This is a genomic window from uncultured Acetatifactor sp., assembly GCF_948601915.1.
Classification (GTDB): Bacteria; Bacillota; Clostridia; order Lachnospirales; family Lachnospiraceae; genus Acetatifactor.
On the sequence record NZ_CAPDXS010000018.1, the window covers coordinates 1 to 14,049 of the forward strand.

At 59.1% G+C, this 14,049-nt stretch carries 8 protein-coding genes; 6 read left to right on the forward strand and 2 right to left on the reverse strand.

From position 1 onward, the window contains the following. Nucleotides 1–210: 210 nt before the first annotated feature. From Q2B33_RS04665 to Q2B33_RS04675, 3 genes are all read left to right on the forward strand, one after another. Nucleotides 211–1,845 carry a class I adenylate-forming enzyme family protein gene (locus Q2B33_RS04665; protein ID WP_300566219.1) on the forward strand — a complete coding sequence of 545 codons (1,635 nt, stop codon included), beginning with the start codon at nt 211–213 and terminating at the stop codon, nt 1,843–1,845. Nucleotides 1,846–1,908: 63 nt separating this feature from the next. Further along, nucleotides 1,909–2,469, forward strand: a complete 561-nt coding sequence (locus tag Q2B33_RS04670) for a TetR-like C-terminal domain-containing protein (protein ID WP_300566221.1) — start codon at nt 1,909–1,911, stop codon at nt 2,467–2,469. Nucleotides 2,470–2,614: 145 nt separating this feature from the next. Then, nucleotides 2,615–4,588: an oleate hydratase gene (locus tag Q2B33_RS04675; protein WP_300566223.1), complete on the forward strand. Its 1,974-nt coding sequence runs from the start codon at nt 2,615–2,617 to the stop codon at nt 4,586–4,588. Here Q2B33_RS04675 and Q2B33_RS04680 read toward each other — a convergent pair. Continuing rightward, nucleotides 4,569–5,447, reverse strand: coding sequence for an amidohydrolase family protein (locus tag Q2B33_RS04680; protein WP_300566225.1), 879 nt, complete (start codon nt 5,445–5,447; stop codon nt 4,569–4,571). The two genes, Q2B33_RS04675 and Q2B33_RS04680, sit on opposite strands and share 20 nt — an antisense overlap. Before the next feature lie 104 nt (nt 5,448–5,551). Next, nucleotides 5,552–7,579, reverse strand: coding sequence for an ankyrin repeat domain-containing protein (locus Q2B33_RS04685; protein WP_300783082.1), 2,028 nt, complete (start codon nt 7,577–7,579; stop codon nt 5,552–5,554). A 224-nt stretch (nt 7,580–7,803) separates the two neighbouring features. On the opposite strand from Q2B33_RS04685, the gene Q2B33_RS04690 reads away from it, so the two are divergent. The 3 genes from Q2B33_RS04690 to Q2B33_RS04700 all read left to right on the forward strand — a co-directional run bounded on the left by Q2B33_RS04690 (nt 7,804) and on the right by Q2B33_RS04700 (nt 14,018). Next, on the forward strand, nt 7,804–8,787 hold the full coding sequence (locus Q2B33_RS04690) for an ankyrin repeat domain-containing protein (RefSeq protein ID WP_300566230.1): 984 nt from the start codon (nt 7,804–7,806) through the stop codon (nt 8,785–8,787). 72 nt (nt 8,788–8,859) lie between these two features. Further along, nucleotides 8,860–10,827, forward strand: coding sequence for a beta-galactosidase trimerization domain-containing protein (locus tag Q2B33_RS04695; protein WP_300566233.1), 1,968 nt, complete (start codon nt 8,860–8,862; stop codon nt 10,825–10,827). Between the two features lie 215 nt (nt 10,828–11,042). Continuing rightward, nucleotides 11,043–14,018 (forward strand): leucine-rich repeat protein, encoded by a 2,976-nt coding sequence (locus Q2B33_RS04700; RefSeq protein WP_300566235.1) that lies wholly within the window; start codon nt 11,043–11,045, stop codon nt 14,016–14,018. The last annotated feature ends 31 nt before the right edge of the window (nt 14,019–14,049 follow it).

Genomic DNA, 14,049 nt, shown 5'->3' on the forward strand with positions numbered 1-14,049 from the left:
AATGTCGGACATCTACAAAAAAGAGAAAAGTGCCAATTAGGACTTGACACATACGAGATCCGTTTCCCTCATTGACTTTTCCAGGCAGGTATGATACCGTAAATATCATATACGCTTTACTGCTTTAAACCGAGAACGTGCAGAAAGCCACTTCAACAGACAATGGGCAGGCCCAGGCTTTCCCTTGTCCCGAACAGGAGGAGAAAAGATATGCCAGTCATGGAATTCCTGGAAAGGAACGCGAGAGAATACCCGAACGAAATCGCATTGGTGGAGCTGAATCCGGAGGAGAAGGACACCCGCAGGACCACATGGAAAGAATACGAGCTGATCCAGCCCGACCGCTTCGAGCCCTACCGCAGGGAGATCACCTGGAGCGTGTTCAACGAAAAGGCCAACCGCTTCGCCAACATGCTCATCGGCCGGGGCATCAAGAAAGGGGACAAGGTGGCCATATTGATGTACAACTGCCTGGAATGGCTCCCCATCTACTTCGGCGTGCTCAAAAGCGGCGCCATCGCCGTGCCCTTCAACTTCCGCTATGACGCCGGGGAGATCCTGTACTGCGCGGAGCTGGCGGAGGTAGACATGATTGTCTTCGGCCCCGCCTTCATCGGGCGCATCGAGGCCAACGCGGAGCGGCTCTCCAAGGGGAGGCTATTGATCTACGTGGGGGACAACTGCCCCACCTTCGCGGAGAGCTACCACGAGCTGGTGGCGGACTGCTCCAGCCAGACCCCGGACATCCCCATCACCGACGAGGATTTCGGCGCCATCTATTTCTCCTCCGGAACCACGGGCTTCCCCAAGGCCATCCTACATAAGCACCAGAGCCTGACTCAGGCCGCGGAGATGGAGCAGAAGCACCACGCCACGGGCAGGGAGGACACCTTCCTGTGCATCCCGCCCCTGTACCACACTGGTGCCAAATTCCACTGGATGGGCAGCCTGGTGGCGGGCAGCAAGGCCGTGCTCCTAAAGGGCACCAGGCCCGAGACCATCCTGTCAACCATCTCAAAGGAGCGCTGCACCATCGTATGGCTCTTGGTGCCCTGGGCCCAGGACATCCTGGACGCGCTGGACGCCAGACTTCTGCACCTGGAGGATTACGAGCTGTCCCAGTGGCGGCTGATGCACATCGGGGCCCAGCCCGTGCCGCCCTCCCTGATCAAGCGCTGGAAAAAATATTTCCCGAACCATGCCTACGACACCAACTACGGCCTCTCCGAGTCCACAGGCCCGGGCTGCGTCCATCTGGGCATGGAGAACATCCACAAGGTGGGGGCCATCGGCGTGCCGGGCTACCGCTGGGAGTGCAAGATCGTGGGCGAGGACGGAAACGAGGTGGCCAGGGGCGACGTGGGCGAGCTCTGCGTCAAGGGGCCGGGGCTCATGACCTGCTACTACCGGGACGAGAAAGCCACCGCCGAGGCCTTAAAGGACGGGTGGCTCTGCACCGGGGACATGGCCATGCAGGACAAGGACGGCTTCTACTTCCTGGTGGACCGCAAAAAAGACGTAATCGTCAGCGGCGGCGAGAACATATACCCTGTGCAGATCGAGGATTTCCTGAGGCGGCATGACAAGATCAAAGACGTGGCCGTCATCGGCCTGCCCGACAGGCGGCTGGGCGAGAAGACCGCTGCCATCATCGAGATCAAGGAGGGAATGGACTGCACCGAGGTGGAGATAGACGAGTTCTGCAAGGAGCTGCCCAGATACAAACGCCCCAAGGAGATCATCTTCCACGAGATTCCCAGGAACGCCACGGGCAAAATCGAGAAGCCAAAGTTGCGCAAGATGTACGGCGCGGACCAGTTGGTGGCCCAGGAGAACAGAGGGTAAGCAGTCTGGTTTCACGGCAAGTGAAATCGTTAAGCAGTATAAGTACCGAAAGGAACCGGAACCATGCCCAATACCAAGCTAGCTCTAGAATCCTCCCTAAAGAAGCTCCTGCTGCGCAAGCCCCTGGACAAGATCACCATCAACGACCTGACCGCCGACTGCGGCATCAGCCGCATGTCCTTCTACTACCACTTCCGGGACATCTACGACCTGGTGGAGTGGGTCTGCGTGGAGGACGGCAGACGGGCTCTCCAGGGCAAGAAGACATACGAGACCTGGCAGGAGGGGCTGGGGCAGATTTTCGAGGCGGTGCTGGAGAACAAGCCCTTCATCCTGAACGTCTACCGCGCCGTCAGCAGGGACAAAATCGAGAGCTACCTGTACAAGCTCACCTACAGCCTGATTGCCGACGTAGTGGAGGAGAAATCCGCGGGCACAGTCCTGGCGGAGGAAGACAGAGCCTTCATTGCGGAATTCTACAAATACGGCTTCGTAGGCGTCATGCTGGACTGGATCGCGGAGGGGATGAAAGCGGACTATCAGGAAATCACCCGCCGGGTCTGTGTCCTGATGCACGGCAGCATAGACAATTCTGTACACAATTTCAAATCTTCCGGAAAATGACCTCCTGATTTTATCAAAACAGCCCGAGTGATAAGTTTTTTATCATCCGGGCTGTTTTGTAAATTGGAAAGCGCATAAAAATGCATTAAGATACCATCATAAGGAACAGCACACAGAGCAATATCAGAAAGGATGGCATCACACAATGGCAAAGAACAAAAAACTCGCAATCACAGCAGCAATCGCGGCAGGCGCAGGTGCCGCCGCCATAGCGGCAAAAAAGCATAAGACAGGACAAAGGGCAGCCCAAAAGAAGACAGCCCCGGGCGCAGGCCTGAAAGATTACCGCAACACGGAGCTGGGCAGACACGAAAAGAACAGCAAGGGAATCTACTACACAAACGGCAACTACGAAGCCTTCGCAAGGCCCAGGAAGCCCCAGGGCGTGGAGGGGAAGAACGCCTACATCGTAGGCAGCGGCCTGGCCTCCCTGGCGGCGGCCTGCTTCCTGGTAAGGGACGGCCAGATGCCGGGAGACCACATCCACATCCTGGAGGCCATGGATATCGCGGGCGGCGCCTGCGACGGCATCTTCGACCCTGCCAGGGGGTACGTCATGCGGGGCGGCAGGGAGATGGAGGACCATTTCGAATGCCTCTGGGACCTGTTCCGCAGCATCCCCTCCCTGGAGACCCCGGGCGTGTCCGTCCTGGACGAATACTACTGGCTGAACAAGGAAGACCCCAACTACTCCCTCTGCCGGGCCACCGTGAACCGGGGCAAGGACGCCCACACCGACGGCAAGTTCAACTTAAGCCAAAAAGGCGCAATGGAAATCATGAAGCTCTTCATGACCAAGGACGAAGACCTCTACGACAAGACCATCGAGGACGTATTCGACGAGGAAGTCTTCGACTCCACCTTCTGGCTGTACTGGAGGACCATGTTCGCCTTTGAGAACTGGCACAGCGCCCTGGAGATGAAGCTGTATTTCCAGCGCTTCATCCACCATATCGCGGGCCTGCCGGACTTCAGCGCCCTGAAGTTCACCAAGTACAACCAGTACGAATCCCTGATTCTCCCCATGCAGAAGTACCTGGAGGACGCTGGCGCGGACTTCCGCTTCGGCACTGAGGTCACCAATGTGATATTCGAGAAAAAGGACGGGAAAAAGGTGGCGAAGGCCATCGAATGCAAGGTAGGAGGCGTGGAGCAGGGCATCATGCTGACAGAAGACGACCTTGTCTTCGTCACCAACGGAAGCTGCACCGAGGGCACCATCTACGGCGACCAGGACCATGCGCCCAACGGGGACGCGGAAGTGCGCACCAGCGGCTGCTGGAGCCTGTGGCGCAACATCGCCAGGCAAGACCCGGCTTTCGGCCATCCGGAGAAGTTCTGCTCCGATGTGAGCAAGACCAACTGGGAATCCGCCACCATCACCACCCTGGACGACAAAATCCTGCCCTACATCACCGATATCTGCCAGCGTGACCCCAAGAGCGGCAAGGTAGTCACCGGCGGCATCGTCAGCTGCAAGGACTCCTCCTGGCTCTTAAGCTGGACCATCAATCGCCAAGGGCAGTTCAAAGAGCAGGACAAGGAGAAGGTCTGCGTCTGGGTCTACGGCCTGTTCACGGACGTGCCAGGGGACTTCGTGAAGAAGCCCCTGCGGGAGTGCACCGGCAGGGAAATCACCGAGGAATGGCTCTACCACCTGGGCGTGCCCGTGGAGGACATCCCGGGGCTTGCGGAGCACAGCGCCGTCTGCGTGCCCACCATGATGCCTTACATCACCGCTTTCTTCATGCCCAGGAGGAAGGGCGACCGCCCGGACGTGATTCCTGACGGATGTGTCAACTTCGCGTTCCTGGGACAGTTCGCGGAGACACCGAGAGATACTGTCTTCACCACCGAGTACTCCGTGCGCACCGCCATGGAGGCCGTGTACGGACTGCTGGGCGTAGACAGAGGCGTGCCTGAGGTCTGGGGCAGCGTCTATGATATCCGGGAGCTTCTGGACAGCAGCGTGAAGCTCATGGACGGCAAGTCGCCCCTGGAGATCCAGCTGCCCGGCCCCCTGAACGCACTGAAGAAGCCTCTGCTCCACTTCATTAAGGGAACTGTGGTGGAGAAAGTGCTGCGGGACCATGACGTGCTCAAAGAGGGCATGCTGTAGCCCGGCTCCCCCGCTGCCCCAGCAGCTCCCCGGCGTTCCCTCCCAGTACTGCCTCCTGCTCTTCCATATCAAGCCCGCTGTCCCTGACAGCCGCCACCATCTCCCGCTGCCCGCTCCAGGGGCTGTCCGTGCCGAAGAGGATGCGCGCCGCGCCATGCCGCCTCACCATCCGCAGGAACTGCCCTCTGGACAGCGGCGGGTTCTCCTCAGGGCTGCGCACCGTGCCCGGCGCAGCCTCTATGGGCAGCAGGGAGAAAGCAGTGTCCAGCCACACATCCCGGCCCAGAATCCTCTCCTCCACCTCCTCCCAGCAGCCCCACCCGCCCATATGGGCCAGCACGAACTTCCGGGGCTTCACCGCGTCCAGCATCCTCTCGATCCGTCCTACCGAAGAGAAATCTTCCCCCGGGAACCCTATATCATAGCCCGCATGAGTTATGACAATCATGTCATTTTCGCCCGCGCATTCTATGATGCGCAGATACCGGATGTCGTCGATCGGCACCCGCTGGAAGACCGGGTGGATCTTCACCCCTCTCACGCCGTTCTCCGCAAGGCCCCGCAGAATCGCCCTGTAGTCCTCATTCTCCGGATGGATGCCGCCGAAGGATATCAGCCCCGTCTCCGTGGAATGCCTGTTCGTCTCTATGGCGGCCTGATTGATGTCCTTCTGCTGCCCGGGCCTGGTGACAACGGGCAGCAGCACAGAATAGTCCACCCCCGCCTCCCGCATGGAAGCCCTAAGCGCCCCGGCTGTCCCGTCCAGATAGTTCCTGGCCCTGGAGCTGGCCGCCAGTCTGCCGATAGCCCGCCCGGCCAGCTCCTCGGGAAATGTATGTGTGTGGAAATCAATGACCATATAAACCCTCCGTTCTCTCCGCTTCCATCGTCTGCCGGTCCGGCCTTTTTTCCATACAGGGATATTATGGCCCCGCAGGCATCCGCCTATTCCATCTATACCATCTATACCATCAGCTCCAGCACGGTCTCGAAGCCATTTTCCACAGCGATGTCCGCAGGGGTCTCGCCGTCATTGTTGGCGCGGCTGTAGTCGATTCCCTTTTTGATCAGATACCGGGCCGTGCCCTCACTGTACTCCTTCAAAGCATAGTGCAGTACCGTGTTTCCCTCATTATCCGCCAGATTCATGTCCGCGCCCGCCTTGAGCAGTTCCTTTATCATATCCTTGTGGGGATGGAGCATCATGGCCGTCCTGCCCTGGTTGTCCCTGTGGTTCACGTCCACCCCTCTGTCCAGCAATATGGACAGGAGCTCTCCCCCATCCTTCAGCAGCATCAGGGGCGTCTGTCCGTCGTTCCTGGGGATGTCCAGATGCTCCAGCGCTCTCAGGACACAGGCCCTCTGCTCCGTGTCCGGGCCTTTGCCGAACCGTCTCTCCTGCAGCGCGAAATGGGCCGGCGTCTCACCCTCCAGGTCTTTCGCCGTGTCATCCCCTCCGGCTGCCATGAGCAGCTTGACGACATCGCCGTAACCGGCAGCGCAGGCTTCATGCAGGGGCGTCATCCCTGCCCGGGCGGGAACGTCTTCCGCCAGGTTCATGTCCACGCCCTTCTCCGCCATCACTCTCAGCATGTCCAGATGCCCTCGCCTTGCGGCCAGATGGACGGCGGCCTCCCCTCGATCGTCCAACTGCTCCATGGACTCCCTGGAGAGCAGCCTGGCCGCCTCCTCGAACCACGGATCCTCCCAGGAGCCGCTGCGGCAATCCTGGGATGCTATGATGCTGGCCGGCGTCTGCCCTCTCACCACCGCTTTGTCCATGTCCACGCCCAGTTCCACCAGCTTCCTTACGGCTCCGATCCCATAGGCCGGGTGGAGGCATTCGTCCCGCAGGCAGATCCTCGAGCCATGATAGTGGAGCAGCATGGTAAAGTCATAGCCCGCATCCTGGAAGATATCCAGGACGCTGGCCTCACTGTCGGAGATCAGGGCATTGTGGAGCACATCCGTCACTTCGCCTATCTCATCGTCATCGTCCGGATCCGCCTGCTGCACCAGCTTTTTCGTCAGATAGAGGGCAAGGCCCAGGCCGTCTTTGTCATTCTGGCCCACTTTCGCAAAGGCATTGCCGGCAATCTGGCTCAGCGGGAACAATTCCATCTTTTCACCGCCCGGCAGCGCGGCCCCGTGGTCCGTGAGGGCGATGTACATGCCCATGTTCTCAAAATAGACGGCATGCTCCACAGGTGTACGGCCATTCCCGTCCGCCCTGTCCAGCAGCTCGGGGCATCTCTCTATCAGCCGCAGAGCCGCCGTCTTATGCCCGTGCTTCATGGCCATCATCAGAAGCGTATTGCCCTCCTCGTCCACATAGTCGGTGGCAGCGCCCTTTTCCACATAGATATCCGCCAGGGACCATGTAATGTCGGAACTGTATTCCATGGCCAGCAGGCGCACCAGGGGCGTCATCCCGTCCCGGTCCTTTTTATCGATGTCGCAGGGCAGCATACATGCAATCTCCCTCCTCTGCATCCCGCTCCGTTCCAGAGAGCTGGAAGCGAACGACAGCTCTTCGATCCTGGGATACGCCAGGAAATGGTATCCGTTCATGCCCCTGCTGTCACAGGCCGTCCCGTCCGCCCCATAGTCCAGCAGGAGCCTGACCATGGCCGCATTCCCGCAGGCACAGGCCAGCAGAAACGGAGTCAGGCCGTTGCCCATGGAGTCCCGCACGTCCACCTCCTCACCGCTCACTTTCCCGCTGCGGAGCAGTTCCTCCACCGTGTCGTAGAAATTGTGCCAGACCAGCAGATGGAACAGGGTAAGCCCCTTGCAGCCCACCGGAGAAAACAGTTCCTCCTTCCCGCAGCCTGCCACACAGTCCCTCACATCCTGCAGGGTCTCCCGGGAGAAGATGTTATACCTGTAGATAGCCTCCTCGTGGTTCCCCTCCCACCAGGGATTGCACTTCGCCTGGGGGTACTGCTGGCTGGATTCCACCAGCATATCCGTCAGTCCGCCTATGTCCATACTAGAACCCTCCTTCGTCCGGCGAGGGAATCCCAGGGGCCCTTATGCCCTCTCCCTGCGCCGTATTCTTTCCATAGAAAATTGCAGTGATTTTGCCATTTATACCAAGTATACACCAAACGGGGCAATCTGCAACCCCCAATCCTCACACCGCCTTTGACTTTTTCGTATCCCAGTGGTAGGATAAGATTATACTGTTATGAAAGATAAAAAGGAGAAAAAACATGCAATTAGACAATATGCTGCTGCAGGCCTGCAAGAACAACCAGAAAGCCGTGGTGCAGACTTTCCTGAAACGGGGCGGCGTAGATGTGAACAAGCGGGACGAATCCGGCAACACCCCCCTGATCTACGCCTGCATGAAAAGCGCCAGGGACCTGGTGAAGCTTCTGCTGGACAATGGGGCCGACGCGAGCCTGGGCAATCAGAAGAACCGGATGCCCCTGCATTTCGCGGCCCAGTCCGGCAATTTCCAGATTATTTCACTGTTGTGCGAAGCGGGGGCGGATGTGAACTGCACGGACAACGACGGCGTGACCCCCCTGATGCTGCTGGCCCAGAACAGCAGGACCGATGCCGCTCTGAATCTGCTGAAGAACCCGGAGCTGGACTGCGCCATCAAGGACAACGGCGGCCGCATGGCCATTGATTACGCCACCTCCGCCGGGCTGAAGGATCTGGTGGCGGCCCTGTCCCAGGCAGGCGAGGCCCATGCCGACGCCTACGGCAACACCACCCTCCATCACGCCTGCTGGAGCGAGCAGTGCGAAGTGGTGAAGATCCTGTTGGAGAAGGACCCGGACAGCGCCAACCGCCTCAACGATGAGGGGGAATCCCCCCTGATACTGGCAGCCCGCAGGTCCAATCTGGTAATCGTACAGTTGCTGCTGGACAACGGCGCCCGGCCCGACTGCGGCGATGCGGACGGCATCGTTCCCCTGCATATCGCCGCGGAGAAGGGCGAGCTTTTCCTGGGGAAGGCCCTGCTGGCCGCAGGCGCAGACCTCAACCGGAAGGCTTCCGACGGCCGGACTCCCCTGATATTCGCCGCCAGGAACGGCAAGAACGATTTCACCGCCATGCTCATCGAGGCCGGAGCCGATGTGAACAGCGTGGACAACCGCCAGCACAGCGCCCTGTTCTATGCCTCGGAGGCGGGGTATGCAGAAATCGTGGAACAGCTATTGATGGCAGGGGCGGATGCCTGACGGCAGCGCGGCATGCGGAAGGAGCTTACATCCCACTATATCAGGGTGCTACCAAGAAAGGAGGAAATTTACATGAATTTCCGTCAAGTACATCTGGATTTCCATACCAGCGAAAAGATACCGGGCATCGGGAGCAGGTTCAGCAAAGCCCAGTTTCAGGAGGCCCTGAAGACAGGGCATGTGAACTCCATCACCGTATTCTCCAAGTGCCACCACGGATGGGCCTACCATCCCTCAAAGGCCAATGAGATCCATCCCGGCCTGGATTTCGACCTGCTGGGCGCGCAGATAGAGGCGGCCCACGAAATCGGGGTCAGGACGCCGGTCTATCTGTCAGCCGGATTCGATGAGAAGATGGCCCTGCGCCATCCGGAGTGGCTGGTGGTGGGCAGGGAGGAGGGGACGCTCCTGCTTCCGGACTTCGCCGCGCCCCATTACCATCTCTTCTGCTTCAACTCCCCCTACCTGGACTACCTGCTGGCCCAGATCGAGGAGGTGGTGCGAAATTACGATGCGGACGGCATCTTCCTGGACATCGTAGGGGTGCGCAGATGCCACTGCCAGTATTGCACCCGCGCCCTCCTGAAGGAGGGGAAGAATCCCCTGGACGATGCCGCCGTGGCAGAGCTGGGCGAGCGGGTCTATAAAAATTATACGAAAAAGGTGCGGGAAGCCATCGACCGGATCAGGCCCGGCCTCCCCGTCTTCCACAACAGCGGGCATATCCAGCGGGGCAGGAGGGATCTGGCCTATGTGGACTCCCATCTGGAGCTGGAGAGCCTTCCCACCGGCGGCTGGGGTTATGACCACTTCCCCCTCTCCGCCAGGTATGTGCAGCAGCTGGGGCTGGACTACCTGGGCATGACGGGCAAGTTCCACGGCACATGGGGCGAGTTCGGCGGCTTCAAGCATCCCAATGCCCTGCGGTATGAGGTGAGCCTGGCTGCCGCCAACGGGGCCAAGAGCTCCATCGGAGACCAGCTCCATCCCCAGGGCGCGATGGACATGGCCACCTACAGGCTGATTGGGGCCGCTTACGGAGAGCTGGAGGAAAAGGAAGAATGGCTGGACCACGTGAAGCCCGTGGCGGACATCGCCCTGTTCTCCTGCCAGGCCTATTCCAGCTTCCTGGACAGCTCCCAGGGCGAGCGGAACCCGGATGCCGATGCGGGGGCGGTGCGCATGCTCCTGGAGGGCCACTACCTGTTCGACGTGGTTGACGCAGAATCGGACCTGAGCCGCTATAAGGTGGTCATACTCCCCGACTGCGAGCGGATTGTCCCGGCTCTACAGGAGAAGCTGGGCGCGTTCCTCAATGGCGGCGGCAGGATTTTGGCCTCCGGAAAGTCGGGGCTTTACGAAGACAAAGATATCTTCGCATTTGATTTCGGAGCGGCGTACATCGGCCAGGCCCCTTACACGCCCTGCTACTTCCGGCCTGATTTTGGGATGGAAGGGCTCTTTGATACCGCTTATGTGCTGTACTCCCAGGCGGAAATGGTCTCCCTGGCCTCCGGCTCCTCATTGGGCCGCCAGGAAGTCCCCTATTTCAACCGCACAGCGGAGCATTTCTGCTCCCATCAGCATACGCCGGATTCCGGCGAGTCCGCAGGCCCCGGCATGACCCGGGGGAAGGACGGCATCTACATCGGCTGGCAAGTGTTCTCCGAATACGCCAGGCATGGGGCCCTGATTTCCAAACGGATGGTACAGCATGCCCTGGATTTGCTGCTGGGCGGGGAGAAGACTCTGGAGACCACCCTGGGCGCACAGGGAGTAGCCACCCTGATGGAGCAGGAGGGCAGGTATATCCAGCATCTGCTCTATGGGGTTCCGGTAAAGCGGGGCAGCGGCGTGGAGGTCATAGAGGACCTGGTGCCCGTCCATGGCGTCAAGGTCCGGCTCAGGCTGCCGAGGGCTGTTAAACGGGCCTATCTGGCTCCCCAGAGGGAGGAGATTCCCTTTGTCGAAAAAGGCGGTGCCGTGGAGTTTGAAGTGGAGGAGTTCTGCTGCCATCAGATGGTCGTTTTGGAGTATTGACAATCCAGGGGAATACCGATATATTTGATGGAGTGTTCTAAAAAGCTAAAATCGAGGAGGTTCTGAAATTGAAACAACGAGTTCTTTCAGTCGCTTTAGCGCTGTGCCTGCTTCTTTCTTCCCAGTCGATGGCCAGCGCCCAGCAGGAGGTTCCATTGCCGCAGGGGGATATTTCTCTGCACCAGGAGGGAGCTGTGCCGCAGGAGGATGGCTTATTGCCGGAAGCAGTCGCTCTGCCTGTAGAGGATTCTGCGGCACAGGAGGATACCTCCCTGCCCGCAGAGGATTCTATGTCACAGGACGATGACTCTTTGCCCGCAGGGGATTCTGCGACACAGGACGATGCCTCTTCTCCCGCAGGGGATTCTGCAACACAGGACGACGCCTCTCTGTCCGCAGAGGATTCTGCGACACAGGACGATGACTCCCTGTCCACAGAGGATTCTGCGACACAGGACGACGCCTCTCTGCCTACAGAGGATTCTACAGCACAGGATGATGACTCCCTGCCCGTAGAGGATTCTGCGACACAGGACGATGACTCTCTGCCCGCAGAGGATTCTGCCTCACAGGACGATGATTCTTCGCCCGTAGAGGATTCTGCACCGCAGGACGATGATTCTTTGCCCGTAGAGGATTCTGCGGCACAGGAGAAGGACACCTTGTCACAGGAAATCCTTTTGCCCCGGAATGAGGTTTCTGCGGAAGAATCCTCATCCTTGCAGGCCGCCGCTGCGGATGTAGTCCCTACACCGGCACAAGCCTATGCGGCCATGATCGCATTGAAGGATCAGGATGCGTATAAGGAAGGAACGACATGGACCAACGATGAGCCTTATTCGGATTCAACGGGCTACTATAAATGGAAGGGCGGTCCCCTTGATGGGCACAATATTAGTGCCGTGGGCTGCGTAGCCTTTGCCTTTATACTCAGCGACGCGGCATTCGGCAATCTGCCTGCAAGGATGTACGCACAGGGCGCTTTTACATTTGAGGACATAAAGGTCGGGGATATCCTGCGGGTAAGCAATGATACCCATACCGTAATCGTGCTGGAAGTGAACGCTGCAGGCGTGGTGGTGGCCGAGGGGAACATCAGCACCGGAGACCATAAAGGCAAGGTCCATTGGGGACGTGGAATCTCCAAGGAAGAGGTGATGCGCGATACCAGCCATTATATCACCCGCTACCCGGAGGGCTATATCCCGCCCGACGATCCCTCTGCCAACGAATCGATTGGAAGCGGAACTCTTGACGGAGGCCTCACCTGGAACCTGACAAAGGCCGGGACGCTGACCATCTCCGGCAGCGGCGCCATGCCGGATTTCAGCAGTGCCGCAGAGCAGCCCTGGCGCGATAACAGCAGCGAAATCCGGTCAGTAATCATCGAAAATGGTGTTACCACTATCGGAGCCTGCGCTTTCTGGGAATCCGGCATTCTCGGCGTGGAGATTCCCTCCAGCGTGACAATGATTGGAAACAGCGCTTTCCGAAAGTCGTCAATCATCTCCGTGACCATCCCTTCCGGCGTGAAGACCATCGGCGACAGCGCTTTCCGGGAATGTGCAAACCTTAGTTCGGTGAATGTTTCCGAAGGGGTGGAGAAAATCGATCAGAATGCGTTCCGGGCCTGCGCGAGACTCACCTCCATCGATTTGCCTGCCAGCATCGGAGAAGTTGGTGCCTCCGCATTCTTCCAATGCCAGGCACTGACAATGGTGTCATTTGCCCCCGGCGACAAACAGGTAAAGCTGGGTGACAATCTGTTTACACAATGTTACTACCTGGCCAGAGTGACGCTGCCCCAAAGCGCAGACCGTATCGGTGAAGGCATGTTCCAGAACTGCCTCACGCTTGCCGGGGTCGAAATTCCCCAGGGCGTGGAAAGCATTGGAGCGTCTGCTTTTGCCTCCTGTTCAGCATTTACTACTGTCATAATTCCTGACAGTGTAACGGAAATTGGGATAGCAGCGTTTACAGGCTGCCCCCTAAAGGACATCTACTTTACCGGCACCGAGGCCCAGTGGAACAGCGTAAGTAAAATAGGGGATACCGCAGCGACAGTATCAAAGGCAACTATGCATTATGAATACAAGCCTGAGCCAACTCCAACGCCCACAGAGACACCAGAGCCTTCGGCATCGCCGGAACCAACAGCGACACCGGGACCCTCGGCACCGCCGGAGCCCACCGCAACACCAGTGCCCACACAGGCACCGGAGCCTACGGCGATACCAGCACCCACGACGACACCGGGCTCCACGGCATCACCGGCACCCACACAGGCACCGGATTCCACAGCATCGCCCGCACCTACACAGGCGCCGGATTCCACAGCATCGCCGGCACCCACACAGGCCCCCATTGCCCCTACCCCCACGCCGCCCTCCATGGTTCCCTCCATCTCCGGTGAATCCGGCAAGGAAGGCTGGACGGCCATCAAGGACGAGGTCGCCAACGCCTCTACAGGAGAGCAGATCAGTGTAGAGATGAACGGCGCATCCGTTGTGCCCGGCGATGTGCTTGACAGCGTGAAAGGGCAGGACGTCACTATCTCCTTCGACATGGGAGGCGGAATCGTCTGGACTGTGAACGGCCGGGATGTGACGGCAGACCATGCAAATGATGTGGACTTTTCCGTACAGACCGGAACCTCCCACATTCCGCAGGACATGGTGGACCAGGTGGCCGGAAACCGCCCGACAATGCAGCTCAGCCTTGCCCACAACGGCGATTTCGGCTGTAGCGCTGTCCTTACCATCAATGTCGGGACGGCTTATGCGGGCCTTGACGCGAACCTCTACTATTATAATGAGAGCGCCGGCGGGCTTGAATATGTCACCGGCCACCAGATAAACGAAGACGGCATCACGAATCTGACATTTACACATGCCTCTGATTACGTCATTGTAGTAAACAAAAATGCCACAGGCGAAAGCAATAGCGGGGCGCCCTCCGGAGGCAGCGGCGAATCCGCTCCCGCCGGCGCAGACGCCTCCCGGGGGACAGAAGCCCTCTCCCCCAAGACCGGCGAGTTCGATTCCGTGGCCAATGAATCCGGCGCCGGCGAACTGCAGACTGAGGAAAGCAGCCTGAGTCTGATATGGATGCTCCTGATCGGAGCCGCAGGATTGGCCGCAGCGGGAGCACTGGTACACCGGCGCGTCAATTCCAGAGCGCCCAGAGCTTGATATCCGCGTGAGGTCAGGCGGAGGAAGGAGG